This is a genomic window from Pseudomonas sp. HLS-6, assembly GCF_002753995.1.
Lineage (GTDB): Bacteria > Pseudomonadota > Gammaproteobacteria > Pseudomonadales > Pseudomonadaceae > Aquipseudomonas > Aquipseudomonas defluvii.
Genome location: NZ_CP024478.1, coordinates 2,727,296 through 2,748,502, shown reverse-complemented (window position 1 = coordinate 2,748,502; position 21,207 = coordinate 2,727,296). Strand labels below are relative to the sequence as shown.

11 protein-coding genes are annotated in these 21,207 nt (G+C 61.8%); 5 read left to right on the top strand and 6 right to left on the bottom strand.

Features of this window, described 5'->3' with window-relative positions; all coding sequences use genetic code 11:
* Positions 1-14: 14 nt before the first annotated feature.
* From CS390_RS12955 to fhuF, 3 genes are all read left to right on the top strand, one after another.
* Positions 15-8,543: a non-ribosomal peptide synthetase gene (locus tag CS390_RS12955; RefSeq protein WP_099774851.1), complete on the top strand. Its 8,529-nt coding sequence runs from the start codon at positions 15-17 to the stop codon at positions 8,541-8,543.
* A 232-nt stretch (positions 8,544-8,775) separates the two neighbouring features.
* Positions 8,776-9,273 (top strand): sigma-70 family RNA polymerase sigma factor, encoded by a 498-nt coding sequence (locus CS390_RS12950; protein ID WP_065761045.1) that lies wholly within the window; start codon positions 8,776-8,778, stop codon positions 9,271-9,273.
* A 49-nt stretch (positions 9,274-9,322) separates the two neighbouring features.
* Positions 9,323-10,093 carry a siderophore-iron reductase FhuF gene (gene fhuF, locus CS390_RS12945; protein ID WP_099774849.1) on the top strand — a complete coding sequence of 257 codons (771 nt, stop codon included), beginning with the start codon at positions 9,323-9,325 and terminating at the stop codon, positions 10,091-10,093.
* Between the two features lie 9 nt (positions 10,094-10,102).
* On the opposite strand, the gene fhuB is transcribed toward fhuF, so the two are convergent.
* The 3 genes from fhuB to CS390_RS12930 are packed head-to-tail and all read right to left on the bottom strand — an operon-like array spanning position 10,103 to position 13,774.
* The gene (fhuB, locus tag CS390_RS12940; RefSeq protein WP_099774847.1) at positions 10,103-12,082 is read right to left on the bottom strand and encodes a Fe(3+)-hydroxamate ABC transporter permease FhuB; all 1,980 of its coding nucleotides are present in this window, start codon (positions 12,080-12,082) and stop codon (positions 10,103-10,105) included.
* Positions 12,079-12,990 carry an ABC transporter substrate-binding protein gene (locus CS390_RS12935; RefSeq protein WP_157767140.1) on the bottom strand — a complete coding sequence of 304 codons (912 nt, stop codon included), beginning with the start codon at positions 12,988-12,990 and terminating at the stop codon, positions 12,079-12,081. The genes fhuB and CS390_RS12935 overlap by 4 nt, the downstream gene beginning before the upstream one ends.
* 16 nt (positions 12,991-13,006) lie before the next feature.
* The gene (locus CS390_RS12930; protein WP_065761041.1) at positions 13,007-13,774 is read right to left on the bottom strand and encodes an ATP-binding cassette domain-containing protein; all 768 of its coding nucleotides are present in this window, start codon (positions 13,772-13,774) and stop codon (positions 13,007-13,009) included.
* Positions 13,775-14,008: 234 nt separating this feature from the next.
* Between CS390_RS12930 and CS390_RS12925 the strand changes: the two genes are divergently transcribed.
* Together CS390_RS12925 and CS390_RS12920 are read left to right on the top strand one after the other, a co-directional pair.
* Positions 14,009-14,593: a hypothetical protein gene (locus CS390_RS12925; protein WP_065761040.1), complete on the top strand. Its 585-nt coding sequence runs from the start codon at positions 14,009-14,011 to the stop codon at positions 14,591-14,593.
* A 2-nt stretch (positions 14,594-14,595) separates the two neighbouring features.
* Positions 14,596-16,035, top strand: coding sequence for a tetratricopeptide repeat protein (locus tag CS390_RS12920; RefSeq protein WP_099774843.1), 1,440 nt, complete (start codon positions 14,596-14,598; stop codon positions 16,033-16,035).
* A gap of 83 nt (positions 16,036-16,118) precedes the next feature.
* On the opposite strand, the gene CS390_RS12915 is transcribed toward CS390_RS12920, so the two are convergent.
* The 3 genes from CS390_RS12915 to CS390_RS12905 all read right to left on the bottom strand — a co-directional run bounded on the left by CS390_RS12915 (position 16,119) and on the right by CS390_RS12905 (position 20,912).
* Positions 16,119-16,877 carry a hypothetical protein gene (locus tag CS390_RS12915; RefSeq protein ID WP_065761038.1) on the bottom strand — a complete coding sequence of 253 codons (759 nt, stop codon included), beginning with the start codon at positions 16,875-16,877 and terminating at the stop codon, positions 16,119-16,121.
* A gap of 111 nt (positions 16,878-16,988) precedes the next feature.
* Entirely contained in the window at positions 16,989-20,504 is a 3,516-nt protein-coding gene (locus tag CS390_RS12910) for a hypothetical protein (protein WP_099774841.1), read from the bottom strand.
* Positions 20,505-20,585: 81 nt separating this feature from the next.
* The gene (locus CS390_RS12905) at positions 20,586-20,912 is read right to left on the bottom strand and encodes a hypothetical protein (protein WP_065761036.1); all 327 of its coding nucleotides are present in this window, start codon (positions 20,910-20,912) and stop codon (positions 20,586-20,588) included.
* Between the last annotated feature and the right edge of the window lie 295 nt (positions 20,913-21,207).

Below are 21,207 nucleotides of genomic sequence, written 5' to 3'. Positions count from 1 at the left end.
ACAGAACTGAATTTATGCAAAGCCTGATCGCATCCTTGAAAGACCTTGCCCCTGAAAAACGCAAGGCACTGGCCGCACTCTTGAAGAAGAAAGGTATCGACCTGTTTGCGCAGATGCCTATCAGCCCGGCTGATCGCACCCTGCCACTGGCCTTGTCTTATGCTCAGCAACGGTTGTGGTTTCTCACGCAACTGGCGCCGGCCAACAGTGCCTACAACATTCCGGGCGCGCTGCGCCTGCGCGGTCAGCTTGATCAAAACGCGCTGCAGAACGCTTTTGATGGGCTAGTGGCGCGTCACGAAAGCCTGCGCACCCGTTTTATCGCAGATGCCGATGGACAGCCACGGCAGGTGATTGATGCGCCGACGCCCCTGGCCATCAGGTCGATTGATTTGCGCGGGCAGGGCCCGGAAGCCCTGGCTGCCGCCGTTGAAGCCGAAGCCTTGCAACCCTTCGACCTGGCTAACGGTCCGTTGCTTCGGGTCACCCTGTTGACCTTGGCCGATGACGAGTACGCGCTGCTGTTGACCTTGCACCACATCATTGCCGATGGCTGGTCTATGAACGTGTTGGTGGATGAGTTTGCTGCCGCCTATAGCGCTAGTGTTCAAGGCCATGCGCTGGACCTTCCGGGGTTGCCGGTGCAGTACGCCGACTATGCGCAATGGCAGCGCGAGTGGCTCGAAGCCGGCGAGCTGCAACGCCAGCTCGAGTACTGGACGGCTCAGTTGGGGGATACCTCAGCGGTGCTGGAGCTACCGGGGGACTTCCCGCGCCCGGCGGTGCAAAGCTATCGCGGTGCCCAGCAGCGGCGTGTACTTGACGAAGCCTTCGGTCAACGCCTGCGCCAGTTCGCTCAGGCACAGGGCTCGACGACCTTCCAGGTACTGCTGGCGACCTTTGCCGTCTGCCTGCACAGGGCCAGTGGCCAGTGCGACCTGCGTATCGGCGTGCCGACGGCCAACCGCAATCGGCTGGAAATCGAGGGGTTGATCGGTCTGTTCGTCAACACTCAGGTGCTGCGCTGCGTGGTCGATAGCCACGCAGGCTTTGCCGACCTGCTGGAGCAGGTACGCGAACGGGCCCTTGGCGCCCAGGCCAATCAGGACCTGCCCTTCGAACAATTGGTTGAGGCGTTGCATCCAGAACGCAGCCTGAGCCACAACCCGTTGTTCCAGGTACTGTTCAACCATCAGCGGCAGCGCTTTGGCGCATTGGCTCACCTGCCGGGGCTGACCCTGGAAGCCTTGGATCAGGTGGAAACCGCCGCCCAGTTTGACCTGGGGCTGGACAGCAGCGAAGACGACAGCGGGCGTATTGTGCTGTCGTTCACCTATGCCGTGGATGTGTTCCTGCCTGCCAGTATCGAGCGCTTTGCTCAGCGTTTTGAGGCGGTGCTGCGCCAAGTCATGGAGCAACCGCAACAGCCGTTGCGGGTATTGGACTGGTTGACCGATGACGAGCATCGCCAACTGCACACCTGGAGCCAGCCAGCGGAGGTTACGCCACACCTGCCGCTGGTGCATGAGGCCATCAGCCAGCAAGCCGCCTTGCGTCCCGACGCCGTGGCGCTGGTGTGTGGCGATCGCTCGCTGACCTTCGCTGAGCTGGAACAGCGTGCCAACCAGCTGGCCCATCGCTTGATCGCCCTGGGCGTGGGCCGGGAAACCCTGGTTGGCGTCGCGCTGGACCGTTCGCTGGAACTGATTCTCGCCCCGTTGGCGATCCTCAAGGCCGGGGGCGCCTACGTGCCGCTGGACCCAGAGTACCCGGCCGAGCGCCTGGCCTACATGGTCAAGGACGCGGGCCTGAAGTGGGTGCTGAGCGATGCCGCGCTGGCACTGACGTGGCCGGAAGGTGTCGAAGTCGTGGCCCTGGACCAACTGGACCTGAGCCGCGCGCCAACACAGGCGCCCGTGTTGACGGTCACCCCGCAGCAACGCGCCTACATGATCTACACCTCTGGCTCTACCGGCCAACCCAAGGGCGTGACCGTCGAGCACGGTGCCCTGAGCATGCACTGTCGGGCCGCCGCAGAGCTGTACGGCATGAGCGCCGACGACATTGCCCTGCATTTTGCCTCGATCAGTTTTGACGGCGCGGTGGAGCAGTGGTTGTCGCCGATGATGTTCGGTGCCCGGTTGGTGCTGCGTGGCCCGGGGCTGATCTCGGCAGAGCAGAGCTACCAGACGCTGGTGGACCAAGACGTTACCGTGGCCTATTTCCCCACCAGCTATGCCCATCAACTGGCCGAGTGGGCCTTGGCGCATCCGCAGTCGTTGCGGCTGCGCTCCTGCACCATCGGCGGCGAAGCGGTGTCGCGGGAGACCTTCGAGCTGCTGCGCCGTGGCCTGAAAGCGCCGCGCATCATCAACGGTTACGGGCCGACGGAAACCATCGTCACCCCGACCCTGTGGCGGGCCGACGGCGATGTACCGTGCGAAACACCCTATGCCCCCATCGGCCGTGCGGTCGGCAACCGCACCCTGTACGTGCTCGATGCCGACCTTAACCTGTTGCCACCGGGCGTGGCGGGAGAGCTGTACATTGGCGGCGAAGGGCTGGCCCGTGGTTATCACCAGCGCCCAGACCTGACCGCCGAGCGCTTTGTGCCCGACCCGTTTTTCACCACCGGTGGCCGGCTGTACCGCTCTGGCGACCGCGTGCGCTGGCTGGCCGACGGCAATCTGGAATACCTGGGGCGTATCGACCAACAGGTCAAGCTGCGCGGCTACCGCATCGAACTGGGCGAAATCGAAGCGCGACTGCAGGCCCATGCCGACGTCGGTGAGGCGGTAGTGCTGCTGCACGACAAGCGCCTGGTGGGTTACGTGGTGTCGAGCCGCGATGATGGCTTGGGCGATGAACTTAAAGCACAGCTCAAGGATGCGTTGCCGGACTACATGGTGCCGAGCAAAATCCTGGTGCTGCAACGCTTCCCGCTGACCCCCAATGGCAAGGTGGACCGCAAGGCCCTGCCGGAGCCAGTGTGGGAAAGCCAGGTTTATCAGGCGCCAAGCACGCCGGAAGAACTTGCACTGGCCGTGATCTGGCAACAGGTGCTGGGGCTGGAACAGGTCGGGCTGCACGACAACTTCTTTGAGCTGGGTGGCGACTCCATCGTCTCGATCCAGGTGGTTAGCCGTGCGCGGCAGGCCGGTTTGGCGCTGACGCCCAAAGACCTGTTTCAACACCAGACCCTGCAAGCCCTGGCGCGTGCGGCCAAACCGCTGGAAGGTGCGCTGGCCATTGATCAGGGCCCGGTCAGTGGCGCAGTGCCGCTGACGCCGATTCAGGCCTGGTTCTTTGAACAGCCGATTCCGCAGCGGCACCACTGGAACCAGTCAGTGCTGCTCAAGGCTGCGCAACCGCTGGACAGCCAGGCGCTGAGCCGTGCCTTGCAGGCCTTGGTGGCGCACCATGACGCCTTGCGTCTGAGCTGGAAACAGGAGGGGAACTGCTGGACTCAATGCCATCGTGATTTTAGCCAGCAGACCGTGCTCTGGGAGCGTGAAGCCACCACGGAGGAAGACATCACCGCCCATTGCGACCAGGCTCAGGCCAGCCTGAACCTGCAAGACGGCCCACTGCTGCGCGCCGTGCATATTCGGCTGGCCGATGGGACGGCCCGCTTGCTACTGGTGGTGCATCATCTGGTGGTTGATGGGGTGTCGTGGCGCATCCTGCTGGAGGATCTGCAGCAGGCCTACGCCGGGTTACCGTTGCCAGCCAAGACCAGCGCCTACAAGTACTGGGCCGAACACATGGAGGCCTTTGCCCACGGCGAGGTGCTGCAAACGGAAGTGGCCTACTGGCAACAGCAGCTTGCGGGGCCCATGGATCAGTTCCCGGAGGACGGCACCCCCGGCGGCGGTATCGAAAGCCTGACCCTGACCCTGGACAAGGCCCGCACCGCCCAGTTGCTGAAAACCGCGAACGCGGCGTACCGCACGCGCATTGACGAACTGCTGCTGACGGCCCTGGCCCGGACCCTGTGCGCCTGGAGCGGGCAGCCTAGCGTGCTGGTTGATCTGGAAGGCCATGGCCGCGAGGCGTTGTTTGATGGCCTCGACCTGACCCGTACCGTCGGTTGGTTCACCAGCCTGTACCCGGTGCGCCTTGGCGCTCACAGCGATCCGGCAACGACACTGAAGGGCTGCAAGGAGGCCCTGCGCAATCTACCTCACAAGGGCGTCGGTTTCGGCGCACTCCGCTACCTCGGTACGCCACAGGTCCGGGCCGCGATGCAGGCATTGCCGCGGGCTGACATCACCTTCAACTACCTCGGCCAGTTCGATGGCAGCTTTGCTGAAGGCGGCTTGCTGCAACTGGCCGTTGAGTCTGCCGGTCGTGAGCATGGCGCGCAATCCGGCCCGGCTCGGCGCCTGGAAATCAATGGCCAGGTCTATGGCGGCGAGCTGAGCCTGAGTTGGCGCTTTGACACCTCCCGCCATAGCGCTGCCCGTATGCAAGCGCTGGTGGATGACTACCGCGACACCTTGCAGGCACTGCTCGACCATTGTCTGGAGGCCGGAACTGGCGGCGTGACGCCGAGTGACTTTTCGCTGGTGCGTTTGAGCCAGTCGCAACTTGATGGCCTGCCGCTGGGCGCTGATGCACTTGAGGATATCTACCCGCTGGCACCGATGCAGCAGGGCCTGCTGTTCCATTCGTTGTACGCACCCGAGGCCGGAACCTATGTGAATCAGCTTTGTGTGGATGTCGACAATCTGGACGTCGAGCGTTTTCGCGCCGCCTGGCATTTAGCGCTGGCACGCCATGGCATCTTGCGTACGGGCTTTGTCTGGCGCGGTGATCTACCTGAGCCGCTGCAACTGGTTCGGCGCCAGGTCGCGGTGCCATTGCAGGTACTTGACTACCGTGACCGGGGTGACGTGCAGTCGTTGTTGCAGCAATTCGCATCTGCCGATCACGCCCGTGGCTTTGAGCTGGACGAGGCGCCTTTACTACGTTTGACCCTGATCCGTTTCGAGCCCGAACGTTACCGGCTGATCTGGACCAGCCATCATTTGCTGCTTGATGGCTGGAGTAGCGCCCAACTGATCGGTGAGGTGCTGCAGGCCTATGCCGACCCGCACAGCCTGCGGCCAGTCACTGGCGGTTATCGCCAATACATCCAGTGGTTGCAGGCTCAGGATGCAACCGTCAGCGAGGCGTTCTGGCGTGAGCGCTTGAGCCTGCTCGATGAGCCATGCCTGCTGGCCAATACCATGGTCGCGCCTGCAGCCGGCGAGGGCTCGGGCAACTGGAAACAGGCAATGACGGTCGAGCAGACGGCCGCTCTGCAAACGTTCGCCCAGCGCCAGCGGATTACGCTCAACACCTTGGTACAGGGCGCATGGCTGCTGTTGCTGCAACGCTATACCGGCCTGCAGAGCGTGTGCACCGGTGTCACCGTGGCTGGGCGTCCGACACAGCTGGAGGGCGCCGAATCCTGGCTGGGGCTGTTCATCAATACTTTGCCGCTACTGGTTCGGCTCGACGCCGGGCAGGCAGTGGGCGACTACTTGCGCAAGCTGCAGGCCGACAACCTGGCGCTGCGCGAGCACGAACACACACCGCTGTACGCGATACAGGGCTGGGCCGGGCAGGGTGGCCAAGGCCTGTTCGATACGCTGATCGTGTTCGAGAACTACCCGGTGGATGCGGCATTGCGTCAGGCATCGGACAGCGGCCCACGCTTTGGCCCCATGGAACAGTTGGAGATGACCAACTACCCGCTGGCCCTGACCGTCAACCTCGGTGAACGCCTTGAGATCGGCTACAGCTACCACTGTTCATGCTTTGATCAAGCTACACTGATGCGCCTGGATGGGCAGTTGCGGCAGATCTTGCTGAATATGGCCCAGGATGCCGAGGTTGCGTTGGGGCGTATCCCGCTCAACGATGCCGTGGCGTTGCGACAGTTGGCCCAGTGGAGCGCAGTGCAGCAGCATTTCCCGGCGTTCGTGCCGGTATCGTCCCGTATTGCCGAACAGGCTGCCCTGCGCCCTGACGCCGTGGCGATCCGTCATCATGGCGTCAGCTTCTGCTACGCCGAGCTGGAGCAGCGTGCCAATCAACTGGCCCATCGCTTGGTGAGCCTCGGTGTGGGCAGCGATGTGCTGGTCGGCGTGGCCTTGCCTCGTTCAGCGGAACTGATCGTCGCCCTGTTGGCCGTGCTCAAGGCCGGCGGTGCCTACGTGCCGCTGGATCCGGACTACCCGGTGGAGCGCTTGGCCTACATGGTCGAGGATTCCGGCCTGCAACAGGTCATCAGCCTGTCCAGCCTGGACCTGCAGTTGCCGGTACAGATATTGGCGCTGGACACCCTGGACCTTTCCCATGAGCCGTGCAGCGCGCCACAGGTGACCATCGACCCGGAGCAACTGGCCTATGTGATCTACACCTCTGGCTCGACCGGCCAACCGAAAGGCGCGCAGTTGACCCAGCGCAACGTCGAGCGGCTGTTCCAGGCCACCCAGGGCGATTTCGGTTTCACCCAAGACGACGTCTGGACCCTGTTCCATTCCTATGCCTTCGATTTCTCGGTGTGGGAAATCTTTGGCGCCCTGGTGCATGGCGGCACTTTGGTGATCGTGCCGTATTTCACCAGCCGGTCACCGGAAGAGTTCCTGGCGTTGCTGGTCGACGAGGGCGTGACGGTGTTGAACCAGACGCCGTCGGCGTTCCGTCAGTTGATCCCGCTGGCGCAGAAAAACACGGCGCCGTTGAGCCTGCGTTACGTGATTTTTGGCGGCGAAGCCCTGGAACTGGAAAGCCTGCGGCCGTGGTTCGAGCGCTACGGTGATCGCCAGCCGCGCTTGATCAATATGTATGGCATCACCGAAACCACGGTGCATGTGACCTACCGGGAAATCACCGCGCAAGACCTTGCCCATAAAGGCCCGAGCCCGATTGGCCGGCCGTTGGCCGACCTCAGCCTGCACGTGCTGGACGCCAACCTGAATCCGCAACCCGTAGGTATCGCGGGTGAGCTGTACGTCGGTGGTGCCGGTCTGGCCCGTGGCTACCTGAACCGCCCGGAACTGACCAGCGAACGTTTCATCGCCAGCCCGTTCGATGCCAGCCAACGCCTGTACCGCAGCGGCGACCTGGCCCGGCGCCTGTCCGATGGCAGCCTGGAATACCTGGGGCGTATCGACCAGCAGGTGAAAATTCGCGGCTTCCGCATCGAGCTGGGTGAAATCGAAGCGCAGTTGCAGAGCCATCCGCAGGTCAACGAAGCGGCGGTGCTGGTCAAGGAGGGCGCCGGTGGCCCCCGGCTGGTGGGCTATGTCGCCAGCTCGGACTTGGCGATTCAGGACGAGCTCAAGGCCCACCTGCACGAACGGCTGCCGGAGTACATGGTCCCGGCACAGATCGTGGTGTTGCCAACGTTGCCACTGACCGCCAACGGCAAGCTCGACCGTCGCGCGCTACCCGAGCCGGACGCTGCAGCAGGCCGCGAGTATCGGGCGCCGCAGACTGATACCGAACAGGCTGTTGCCCGTATCTGGGCGCAGGTGCTGGAGGTAGAGCGTGTGGGCCTTGACGATAACTTCTTCGACCTCGGAGGCCATTCGCTGTTGGCATTGACCTTGACCGCTGCACTGCAAGACCGACTGGGCCTGAAGGTCCGGCTCGATCAACTGATGCAGTACCCGCGCTTGAGTGAGCTGTTGCAACGGGTGCAGGGGGCATCTGCCGAGGTGTCGCCGCGTGTGCCTCTCAATCAGGCCAGCGCAGGAGCCCCTCGGCTGTTTTGTGTACACCCGGGCGGCGGCACGCTGTTTGGTTACTACCCCCTGGCGCGTGCATTGGAAGCGACCTGGCAGGTTGATGGTTTGTTGTGCCGCAGTTTTGTAGAGCCGAGCTGGCGCGACAGCTCTCTGGAGCAGATGGCCCACGACTATGTACAGGCGATTCGCCGGGTTCAACCGCAGGGGCCGTATCACCTGCTGGGCTGGTCCCTGGGAGGCGCCCTCGCGGTGGAGATGGCGCGGTTGCTGCGTGAGGCCGGTGAACCGGTAGCCTTCCTTGGATTGGTCGACCCGTTCGTTCCTGGCGTGGGTGCTGCGACGGGTGAGGCGCAGCACGCCGACCTGGACAGCGGTTTTGCCCGTTACCTGGTGGAGTTGTTCGGCGATGTGCCGCTGGCCGCTGTCCAGGCTCGTATCGCTGAGGCGCGACGCGAGGGCTGCAGCGATGCCGAGTTGATCGAGGGCGTACTGGCCTGGGCGGTCGCACAATCACGTGGCGATGCGCCGCGTATCGAGCAGGGGGATATCGCTCAAGGTTTCGCCGTGATGCGCCACCTCAATGGTCTGACGGCTAACTGCACATTGAAGCCTTGCGATGTGGCACCGCAGTGCTGGTGGTCAAGCGAAGTGGCAGAGGTTTCCATGGCTGCGCAGACCGCATTGGAGCGGGGGATTGGCGTGCAGGCGCAAAGCAGGCAGGAGATCGAGGGCAGTCATGCCGGAATCGTCCGGGAGCCAGCGTTCCTGCGCAGCCTGGCTGAGGTGTTGCCTGGCGCCTGAATGGTTTGAGCGCAACTTAACCACGTGCCTGGATGGGTCCATGCACGTGGTTTTGGCTTCATGAGCGCACAGGCGGATTCGCCTCGAACGCGGCGTAGTAACACTTTGTCATTAATTGCTAATGATAATGGTTTGTAATAGCATTATTCGCGATCGGACTCACCCCTTCTTATTGACCTGAAGGTGTTTCGCTTTGACGACTCATGGAACGAACAACAACCCGGAGCTACTGATGGCTTTTCTGGACAATCGCCAGGCATTGATCGACAGAGCCAACGCCATACTGGGCTGTCGTTATCAGGCAGAAGATGTTGCTCAGGATATCTACCTCAAATTGTGTGAACAGCCTGTTTGTCTGCCTGTGGCCCATCCGCTGGGTTATCTCTACCGGATGGTGCGCAACCTGTCCATCGACCGCCTGCGGCGTCAGCACTGGGAGAACTGCCACAGCGTTGGGGAAGAGCAGGCGTATGTCCTGTTGTGTTCAAAACCCTCGCCGGAGGCTGCCGTTATCCATCGGGCAATGCTTGAGCAGGTGCACCGCGCCTTGTTGGAGTTGCCCGAGCGCACCCGGCGCATTTTTGAAATGACTCAACTGCAAGGGCATACCCAGCGCGAAGCCGCACGCCGTGAGGACGCCTCGCCGACCCTGATCAATTTTCTCCTGCGTGATGCTCTGCGTCATTGTCGCCAGCGACTGGGCGTTGTGCCTGCAAACCGGGCACAGTAATGCCTTTTGAAATGACTTTTGGCCCGCCTCTTACACGGATGTACAGCTCTTGATCGATGTATTGGCCCCTCTGTTTTGTGGAGAACTGGCGGTATACGCCGAAGGCCTGAGCCTGAGTGCCCGCGACCAGCCGGTGGTGTCAGGGCGGCGCTTTGTTGAAGCCGAGCAGCTTGAACAGTGCCTGGACCTGTATGCCGTGGGGTATCCCGGTGCCGACCGGCGCGCCTTGGCCTCCTTATGGTCCAAGGACTATTTCCTGATCGTGCTGCCTGCGGTGGTGGCGTCAAGCCTGGTGCTGGGGTGGCACTTGCCCGTCACGCTGGACGACATCGAGGTGGTCATCGATGCGCAAGGGCTGCCTGCCCGCCTGGTATTGCCGAACCCTGGTGAGCGGGTAGCGCCTGATGATGCCTGGCAGCGATTTGCACCCTTGATAGAGGGCAACCTGGAGCCTTTCATCGATGCACTGGCACGCGTGGTCAAGCTGTCGCCCCGGGTGCTATGGAGCAACGCCGGCAACTATGTGGAGAGCATTGTCGGTGTGTTGGCCGAGCGTGGCTTTCCGACCGACACCCTGGCCCATGGCGAGGCGCTGATCAGGGTTCGCGAGTGGCCGCACGGCAAGCGCAACCGGCTGTTCGAGCCGGTGCGCTATGTGCAGATGCCAGGGCCACAAGGCCCGCTGCAGATCCGCCAGCGCCGCCAGTGTTGCCTGCGTGACGGGCTACCCGGTTATGAATGCTGTAGCGATTGCCCGCTGATCAGCGATGAGCTGTTGTTGCGCTATGCCTTGGCTGAGCGCGGCCTGAGCGTCGAATGAGCCGACGGCTCAGCGCCGCCACAACTGCAGCATCAGGTAGGGCCCCGCGATCAGCGCCGCCAGCAAACCGGCGGGCATCTGGTAAGGGTAGAGCACATTGCGCCCCAGCCAGTCTGCCGCGACCATCACCAAGGCCCCCAGCAGAATGGCGCCCATCAGTTGTGCTCGTGCCCGTACCAGCCCGAGCATACGGGTCAAGTGCGGAGCCAGCAGGCCAATGAAGCTCAAGGGGCCAATGACCACCGTGGCGCAGGCTGTCATCAACGCACTCAAGCCCAGTAATGCCAGGCGGCTACCACGAAGGCTGACACCGAAGCCTCGGGTTGCGGCCTCACCCAGTGGCAGAATGTCCAGCCAGCGATGAAGCATCAGGCACAGCCCGCCGAACAGCATCAACATCCCCCCAAGCAGCCACGCCGTCTGCTCATTGGCGCGGTAGGTGGAGCCTGCCATCCAGTTGAGCATGTGTTGTGCGCGTGAGTCGCCGTTGGCCAGGAGTATTTGCAGCAAGGCATCGAACAACGCGCCGACGGCGATGCCCACCAGCAACAGTTGGGTTGGCGAGAAGTTGTCACGTCGGCTCAAGGCCAGCAACGCGGCGAAGGTGAGCACGGCGCCTGCGGTACTGGCTCCGACCAGCGTACCGTTGCTGGCAGCGGGCAGTGCGATCAAGGCGAGCAACATGCCCATGGCTGCCCCTGAACTGATGCCGAGCAGTTCCGGGCTTGCCAGTGGGTTACCGGTGAGGCGTTGGATCAGGCAACCCGCCAGCGCCAGCAAGGCTCCGCAGCCCAGTGCGGCGAACACCCGTGGCGTGCGCCATTCCAGCAACGCCTGAAGCATCGGGCCGTGGCTCCAGGTCCAGCCTTGCGGGCCATCGCCCACGGCCAGCGCTACCATCACCGTGGCGACCAGCAACAGCGCCAGGCCCGACAACAGTACGCGGTTTGAATACCGGGGGCGGCTGCTGTGGGCGCTTGAGTGCGGCGTATCGCCGCGCAAGCGCAAGCCTTGTACCAGCCAGATCAACAGTGGGGCACCCGCCAGCGCCGTCGCTGCGCCGGTGGGCAGGAAGCCGCTGTCAAAGCCTTCCAGGCTTTGCACCAACAGATCGGTGAGCCATAGCAGCAGCGCACCGAGCACCGGTGACCACAACAGTCGATCCTTCAGCCGGCGCGCACCGAGCATGCTGCACAGGCTGGGGGCTGTAAGGCCAATAAAACCGATCATGCCGACGCTGGCCACCACGCAGCCGCTGAGCCACAGGGCCAACACCAAGGCAATCACACGGCTGCCATTGAGTGAAAGGCCCAGTGCGCGGGCGCCGGAATCTTCCAGGCCAAGCAGGGTCAGCGGACGAATCAGCAGCAGCACACCCAGGGCCGGCAGCAGCCGTGGCAGCAAAAACGCTACTTGCTGCCAGTCCTGTTGCACGAGTGAGCCGGCCCCCCAGATAAACAGCGGCCCCAGCTCCTGGCCGTGGATGATCATCAACCCGGCATTGACCGCACCGAAGTACAACGACACAAGAATGCCGCCCAAGATCAGTGCCAACGGGCTGAAGGCTCTGCGCCAGGCCAGGGCGAACACCAGCAGCAGCGCCACCGCGCCACCGGCCAGCGCCAGCCATTCGCGGCCATGGACGAGCAGCCCGGGTGCCCACAGGGTGGCCATGCTCAACGCCAGTTGCGCGCCTGAAGCAATGCCAAGGGTGGCAGGCTCGGCCAATGGGTTGCGTAACGCTTGCTGCAGTATGCAGCCGGTCAGCGCCAGGGTTGCGCCACACAACCAGGCCATGGCCATTCGCGGCAGCCAACTGTAATGCACCAGCAGTTGATCGAGTTGTTCTGTCTGGGGGGCGCTGACGGCTTGCCACCACAGGCCAGGGGGCAGGTGCGTGGCAAGGTTGCCGGTTGCCAGGGCCAATGCAGCGAGTAGCATCAGGGTCAGTAGCGGTGCGGGGTGGCGATTGATGTAACGCAGGATCATGGCTGGGCGCTCGGGGCAAAACGCTGCTTTAGCAGCAGGGCGAGGCGCTCGGCACTGCTGACGCCGCCGTAGGGCCAGACGGCAGGAAGGCTGTCGACGCGCTGCTCACGCACGGCGCTCAGGGCTTTCCAGATGGGGTTGCGATTCAGCGCAGCGGCGTCCGGCAACGGCTCGAACAGGACCAGGCGTGCATCGGACGGGGTGGCAAGTGCCGCCAAGGTAATGGTCGCAAACCCCCAGGAACTGGTGGGGCCGCGCCAGGCGTTACGTAAACCGAGCTCATCGAGCACCGCCTGGTAAAGGCCTTGCCCACCGTTGACGCGCAAGTGCCGCTCATCAAGAAAGGTGACCAGGTACAAGGGTTCCAGGGCTTGCCCGGCGAGCGCGGCCCGGGCTTCGGCGAAGTGATTGTCGACTCGCTTGAGCAGGGCATCCGCCTGCGCTTGGTGATCGAGCATGCGCCCAAGCAGCGTTGTGATCTGCCGCGAGCGTTGCAACGGCTGGCCACTGTCATCGAACGTGGCCAGGAGCATGGTCGGCGCCACCGCGTTCAACAGCGGCAGGATCGAGGCGTACTCGGGTGTTGCCAGGATCAGGTCCGGGCGCAACTGGCTCATGGCTTCCAGATTAGGTTCGCGACGAGCCCCCACATCGGCCACGCTGGTCGGTAACGTCGGGGTCGATACCCAGCGGCGATAACCGTCTGGTTCGCCAACCCCTACGGGAGTGACGCCGATGGCCAGCAGTTGCTCCACAAGCCCCCAGTCGAGCACGACGACCCGGCGTGGTGGTTGCTTGAAGGTGACGGGACCAAAATCATCGTTCCAGGTCACAGGCTGTGCGAAGGCGGCAGGTAGCAACACAGAGAGCACAATCGTTAGAGCGGCACGCAGCGCGATGGCAGGCAACAGGATGCTCTCCGGGTCAGTAGACGAAGCTGATGGGTGAGCCGCCTTGAGGGTGGGGCAGCACGCCCATGGCGATGCCGTAGATGTTTTCCAGGGTGTCGCTGCGCATGAGTTCGGCAGGGCTGCCTTCGGCCATCAGGCGCCCCTGATGCAGGGCGAGCAGATGGTCGCAATAGCGTGCAGCCATGTTGACGTCGTGGAGCACCACCAGCACGCCAAGCCCTAACTGAACGCTCAGGTTCTTGACCAGCGCGAGCACTTCTACCTGATGGGCGATATCCAGGGCCGAGGTGGGTTCATCCAGGAGCAGGTAGCGGCTGTTTTGCGCAAGCAGCATCGCCAGCCAGACACGTTGACGTTCGCCGCCGGACAAATGGTCGACCATGCGCTCGGCAAAGACGAGCGTGTGGGTGAGCTCCAGGGCGCGTTGTACCTGCTCGCGATCCTCTTTGCCAAAACGCCCCAGGGCGCCGTGCCACGGGTAGCGGCCAAGGCTGACGAGTTCTCGCACGGTGAGGTTGTCGGCAGGTGGCAGTTGCTGCGGCAGGTAAGCGACCTGTCGCGCGAATTCACGGTTCTGCCAGCCTGACAGGGGTTTGCCGTCCAGCGTGATCTGCCCTTCGGCTGGCAGTTGCTGACGGGCCAGCAGCTTGATCAATGTCGACTTCCCCGAGCCGTTATGCCCGATCAGGCCGACCATGCGGCCGTGGGGGATTCTCAGGTTCAGCGGGTGCAGCAGGGTTCGTCCGGGAACACTGAAGCTGACCGATTGCAGTTCAAACATCGTGTTTTCGCAATAGCCCCGGCAGTCAGGGCGCGTGAAGTAGGGCTGCTGAAAGTAACACTAATGGTAATGGTTATCAATTATTTGTCTTTTCATCGAGCACCTGCTCGTGAGGAGTCGCCGCGACCACAGCCCTGACGCAGGGCGCAGAAAGAGGCGGAACTGGCCGCTGGATAATCGTCAGCTATGCTCTTGTACGAATGATTTCCTACCCCTGGCTACAAGGACGTGCACATGAACGCAGAACAGGACAGTCGGGTCATAACCGGTATTATCCGTGCCTATGGCGGCTCATCCTACAAGATGACCAGAACCTATACCCCGGCAGTAACAAGCGCTGGCCTCTATATTCTCTATTTCGTCACGTCGACCGCGGACGGCGCGTGCTTCCCGGTCTATTGCGGCTATACATCCCGCACGCTGGAGACTCGCCTCAAGGAGCACAGTCAGCCCGGTGGCCAGATCAGCAAAATGAGGACGCCTGGCGGGATAGTGACCACCACCGGGGTTCCGATCGCCACGACCGACGGCGAGGTTTATGTCGGGTTTATTGGATGCACCGGCATGCTGGCGAAACTGATAGAAAGCAGCTTTCTGTTCAACTATGACTTTGTGCTCAATGCTTCTGAAAATGGTCAGCGAAGGGCGCTCGATGTTACTGAGGTTCAAGAGTCCAGTTGGGCCGCGCTTGACGACACCCATACCGCCAGGGAGCAAATACACGCGTGGAATGACGCAGTAGAAAGCACCGTCAACGAAGCGATAGACGATGCCAGGCAACTGAGCTTGTATCTGGAGCAGTTTCGAGGGTTTGTCTAGCATTGGCGCCACAAACACCTCGCTATGGCACAGCGGTGGGTACTGGTCGGGCTGCGCATGAGCAGCCTGCAGCCGGTGACGGGCTCGCACAGATCGAAGAGGGGCACCGGCTGTGCCTCTCTCTTCGCTACGAGGATGCCGAGGTCTGTTTCAGGGCTGTTGCGAAACAGCAGCCAGACTGGCCTATGGCTCATAACAACCTGGGCTGGGCCTTGCAGGCGCAAGGCAAGAATGAAGAAGCTCTGGCCAGCTACAAGACGGCTTTGCAACGTGACCCCAGATTTGAACTGGCGCGTGCGAACCTTGCCTACCTGCTTGCCCATTTGTATGTCCACATTGGCAAGTTCGACGAAGCAAGGGCAATGTGGCGGGTGCTGGTCGAGCGCTACCCGCATGACCCGGAAATACTGGACAACCTGATCAGCACGGCATTGAAGGCCAACGATCTCGTCGATGCGGGCTACTGGGCGACCCGGTATGCCGCAGTCACCCGGGCCAGTGTTTATCACCCGATGCCAGCCCATCCGCCCTTGGTAACGATACCCGAGCCAAGGTTATCGACGGGCAAGCTGCAGCATGACCTCGAACAGTACCGGTATTTACGCAGTCACGGCCTGCTGGGCGAGGTCTTCGATGGCATCATCGACTGCTATGGCCAGGCGGTTCAGTGTTTTAACGAAAACGACGCTGTGTTGAGGCAGCGCGTGGGTGACGCTGTGCACATGAAGAGCACTTACGGGCGCATCGTTCATCATTATCCGGCGGCGAGGCTGCCTGAAAACGCGTTGTCGCGCACTGGGGTAAACCTGGACGCTGAGAAGGCCTATCTGGCAAGCACGCTGGGTATCGTGGTAATCGATGATTTCCTGACGCCGAAAGCACTCTCGGAGTTGCAGACGTTCTGCCTGGAATCCACCGTCTGGCATGCCAACAGGTATGCCTATGACCGCCTGGGCGCGTTCTTCAGGGACGGCTTCAATTGCCCGTTGTTGTTGCAGATTGCCGAAGAGATCCAGCAGGCATTCCCGAATGTGATTGGTCGCCGGCATCCGCTGTTGCAGATGTGGGGGTTCAAGTACCGGCATGACCAACCTGCAACGCACCCTCATGCGGATTTTGCAGCGGTGAACGTGAACTTCTGGATTACGCCAGATGAGGCGAATCTGGATCAGGCGTCTGGTGGGCTGCTGATCTATGATGTGGAAGCACCAATGGATTGGGATTTCGAGGCCTACAACCGACAAGGGGACAGGATCTCGGCCTTTTTGAGAGACGCAGGTGCGAAGCCTGTTGTCATACCGTATCGCTGCAACCGGGCAATCATCTTCAACTCGGACCTGTTTCATGCGACGGCGCCGATCAGATTCCGACCGGGTTATGCTGACAAAAGAGTCAACATAACCTTGCTCTATGGCGAGCGGGAACGCTCAGGCACAGAATGACCGCGCAGGCTCCCGATCAGCCCACTCGGGTGTTTGCCAGACAGCCGCCCGATTATCTGCAACGGCTGCCTGGTGGCTGTGTACTAGCTGGGTTGGGTAACGATATGTACCTCGAGTGTCCCGTGGTTATCCTTCAGCCCAGCGCCATAGATCCCATTGACGTCATCATTGATACACAGGTGCATCTGCCCGGACTGCCCGACCGGTGCCTGGCCCAGGGTGCCTACCAGGAAAGGCGCATTGTCGCCAATCCTGGCGACCAACGCACCTTCCGGTGCACCGGGCAGGGTATACCCGGGTTTGGCGATGAATGCGCGGTTGCCAGCGGGGCCCACCATGCCGGTTGCGGGGTTGGCGGTCCATGAGCCCTGTGCGCTGATTTGTGTGTCCTGGCGACCTGTGACATGCAACCCGGTGGCTTGCCAGGGCTGATTGGATTGCACCGAGACTGTGATGGGGTAAAGCACATTCACCGCATCGGCTGCGGTGTTCGCATCGAACCCGGCGCCGGTCAGGGCGCTTAACATCACTGCTGCCGGCGTGTCTGGAAAAACCTCGGCGGCAAGTATGACGTTGCCGATGTCGAGGGCCGACAGTGCGGGGTAGCTTTCATGCAGGATCATGGCCAGTTCTGCGGGACTCAGTGGCGCGAATACCTGGGTCAGGGCGCGTGCGACGGCTTCACTGCTGGCGATGATCGCCTCATGGGGCACTACCAACGCAACCGAACCGTCGCCCGCCGATGCTTGCGACAGCAGGGCATTCACCGCCTGAAGCGGGCTCATGCCTTGCTGCTTCAAGGGGGCCAAGAGGCTGACTATGTCTTGTACGTCCATCATCATGGTGACGCTCCTTTGTAGTGATAATGCAGGTCGTGCGTTTGTACAGGGCGGTCGAATGCCACCCGACCTTGGGGCGATCAGCACACTTTGCGTGACCGCATGCTCTTTGCCTCAGTGATAAGCACTCACTAGCGCGACGGACATCTCCAGTGGCGACAGGGCAGGGAAGGCCGCCTTCAATCCGCTTGACGTGTCATCGGCCAGATACCCGGCTTGCGCCATGGCGCTTGCCATCTCCTTGGCGGTCAGGACAGGGTACGCCTTGATCAGGGCCTGAGCGCAATCTGCGCCAGGGGCTCCCTGACGGCGCATATCCCGCGCGATTTGAACCGGGTCCGGATAGGCCTGGGTCAACGCCGCTGCCAACGCAGCCGGCGGTGTGTCTGGCCAGGCGCTGAGCAGTCCTTTGCTGGTGTCGGCGGCTGCATAACCGGCCTGGGCCATGGCGCTGGCCAGGGTGTCCAGGCTCAGGTTCGGGAACGCGTCTAGCAGCAATTGGCCGCATCGCCCCCCCTCGACTGCTTCGGCGATAAGGGCCTTGGCCATGTCGGCGGCGCTCGAAAACGCTGTGATCGTAACGTTTACCGCGTTCGAAGGTGCCCCGGCAATGACATTCGACTGACCCGCAACGGGTAGCGCCTGCACGGCCAATTGGTAGACGAGCGACTTTCCAGGGGCACCCTTGAGCGTCAGTAACGCAATCAGGTTGTCGCCCTGGGTGCTCGCGTTCAGCAGGCTGACCTGAAGGGCGCTGTCTGCGTCGGTGATCAGCGCTTGATAGCCGGAGGCACCGGTGACTGGCTGCCAACGAAGGGTCGCGGTGACGCCTGTGCTTGTTGCCTGAAGGTTCTCCGGCGTGCCGAGGCGAGTCAGCACCAGAGCCTCGGTCGGCAGGCTGGGCACCGTGGCAGAGTTGCCGTGGGCGACAAGGGTGAAGCTGAAGTCGCCAGCCGGCGCGACCGTATCGAACAACACATTGCAGCGAGTGGGCGGCGCCTGCCCCGGCGTCGTCGGCTGGAGCGTTTGATCCGGCGTCCAGGTGCTGCCTGCATGGGTACTGGAAAGCACGTATGACAGGGCATTCTGCACAGCCGTCCAGCTCAAGGTTACGCCAGTGTTCGGGGGCGTGAGGCTGTCGTCGGGATGAGCGGCCAGGTCCGCGGGTGTCGGCAGGCGCTGAAACGGCGCCTCAACCCAGGCGCTGGCGGATGACGCATTGGTGCCCTGCACCTGGGCCTTGTACGTGCCGGTAGGCCAACTGGAGGCGAACTCGAAAGTGGTCTGGCGTGCCTCGATGGCCAGCCCGGGCTGGTCAAGCAGAACTTTTGCGGCACTGTCGAGCAGTTGTGCATGATAGCCACTGTTACCCTGGCCTCCGCCCCACGTCAGTGTCACCACCGTGTTGTTGATATTGACGGCGGGATGGGTAGGAGCACTCTGAGTGCCAGTGCCAGTGCCAGTGCCAGTGCCAGTGCCAGTGCCAGTGCCAGTGCCAGTGCCGTTCAGGATCGCCACGACAGCCGTTACCGTACCGGCTACGGCGGCGGCAGCACCCGCCGCACCGGCGGCAGCGGCTTCGGCAGCCGCCAGTGCCGCCGCTGCGGTGCTCGCTACTGCGTCGGCGGCCGCACCTTCGATCAGATGTTGGCACGCCAGTGTGGCGGCGTAGGAGGCGGCCGCCTTGCCGGCTGTCAGGGCGATCAGCGTGGCAATGGCTTCGCTGTTTTTGAGTAGCCCCTGCACGAACGACTCTGCCGCTTGTTCAAGCGCTTTATCGATGTAAGCGCCTAGTTCAGAGAGCTTGGCAGTGTTGGGCAGGGGGATCGAAACGATGCCGGGAAAGGGGATCGCCACAGCAGTGAGGGCGGTGTCGGCGATCAAAAGGGTGTAATTGCCGTCAAGTTGCAAGCTTACGCCGTTACTCTGCGTACTGAACGACACGCTGATGGTGAAGCTGGACTTGAGCAGCGTATTGAAAGCGAAATCTGCCAGTTGGCCGCAGCCAGGCTTGCCTTCACTTGACAGCTTCTGCAGGGTCTTGATGAAGTCGATGGCCTTGGTCAGGTATTCAAAGTTTGGCCAGTGGGTAATCTGGAACCCGCCATCCTTGCTGTAGCGCACCCCCAATGACGTGTTCTTGGGCAGGAAGGGGGCGTAATCGGAGAGGGCGGTGAGCGTTCCATCGATCTGCAGGTTGCCGCTTTGGTTCTTGCTTGCCGCCACGGTGATATCGACGCCAAATGACGCTTGCATGAACCACAGACTGCCGGCGAACCCCATGGACGCTTTATCGCCGACCGTGGAAATGTACAGCGTCGGCCCGCCTGTGGCGCTGGTCGCCTTCGGTGCAGCGATGGTCAGAATATAGATGTCGATGGGTTTGGTCAGGGCAATGGACGCAGTAATGCCATCCTTGGCAATCTGAATGTTACCGATCACTTCGAGGGTGCTGACGAGCGTCAGGTCAAAAACAGCCTGAATATTGAAACCGGGCAGGTACGGAATGCTGCTGGCCGGTGGTGCGACGGGCACCACGCCTGTCCCTCCCGACGCCGGGCAGGCGAACGTATTCAGGCTCAGCGGCGCGGAGCCTGCGGTTGCGCAGTAATAGAGTTGGCTGCCGGCCTTGAAGGTGATGTCTATCAGCGAGGTGGGCGGCTGCTTGATACCCAGGCACTGTCTGAACAGATCGCCGATTGATAGGGTCTGGTCGACCTTGACGCTTGCCACCTGAGGCGTGCCGTTTTGCAGGTAGATCTGCCCGGTGAGTTGAGCCGATCCCACCTTCACCGAACCTTGCACCTGAAAATGCTTCTGTGCCGAGGCATCGCCATACTGGACATAGGCGCCGAACACAAGGTTTGAGAACGAGATGCCGGTCATGGCCCCCCCGAACAGCGAGGGTATCGTGGCATCAAGTTGCGCCGCCTGCAGGCAGGCCGTTACGGTTTTCTTTGCGTCATCGGAAATCAGCGCACCGGAGAAGGCATAGTCGTTGCTGAACACCGTCACGGTCAGGTTTCCGCTGATGCTCAGTCGCCTGGCCGTGGTGAACTGGTAGCCCACCTTGATGTTCTCGAAACCGAACATGCCGAACAACTTGAAGTTCGGCAGGGCCACCTCATAGACGGCCTGCTTTACGGCAGAGCCTGCAGATGTGCCGCTGGCCAATAGTGCGGACAGCGAGAGCGTGTCTCCGGCGCCTGCTGAGGTGTCATAACCGATCTGGATCAAGCTGTCGAACAACTCGATGTCCTTGAGTCGCACCGTGAGCCAGAAGCCACAGGTGCTGTCCATGGACAGAGTCGTTTCAGCCACGCTCATGGGGACCGGCGTCTGAGGGAATACATTGAGCAGCGTCGTACCGCTCGGTGGCGCGCCATCGCCAAAATGGCTGAAGGTGAAAAAGCCGGCATCCTGCACCAGGATCTTTCCTGTGGGCAGTTGCGTGTCGAACGCATCATTCAACAACGAGAAAACGTCGAGCCCGGTGCCGCCAGGAGTGGCCAGATCGGCGTAGATCAGACTGTATTGCCGCGATAAGTCCAGTTCGCAGGTGCTCTGGCTATTGAATTTTCCACCAAATATTTCTGACCAGCCGAACTGGGCCGAGATGCGGATATCCATGGGCGAAGGGCCCTCCCGCAGACGATAGGCTTCGATGCGGCGAGGTGGTCAGGAACACCCCGTCGCACATTCGAGCGCTGCTTAGCTGAAGGTATGCTTCTCGCGGTTGTAGGTGCCTTCCGACACGACAACATTCAGGTCTTGAACCACATCACTGCCGATGGCACCGGAAATCACATCCATGGGCGGTGAAACGGCAACGAACACCTGGTTGGTACTGCCTACGGCGACCTCGAGCAGTGTCTGCGGAGCCGGTGCTTTACCTCCATCGGGCGTCGGAGCCTGCGAGATCACGCTGAACTGGAAAGGTGCGTCCTTGGTGGGGGCGGAACTCGGGATGTTGAGGGACGCGGTGTAGGTTTTGCTGTCGATGTTGAAGACAGCATTGACGATAGCGCTGATTGCCATATGAGAACTCCATTCTGCACTGACTGGCTATTGCGGGATGTGTGAAAGACAAGACTCCTGAAACACGAGCGATGGCGCGTTGAAACTGTAGTTCGAGATTATTCGACGGGCAAATTCAGTCGTAAAAAAGCGATTTCCAGGCCTTTGGCGCGGCGCCCCCGTGACCTGCCCACTGCATTCCCCCTTCGAAACGGACTTCAACGTAAACGACTTGCCTCGAACTGATAAAAATCAAGTCGTCCGCGCCCGAAGCGCTCAACCTTGAGTGGTCGTTCTCGCATTGAAATGGCCCCGC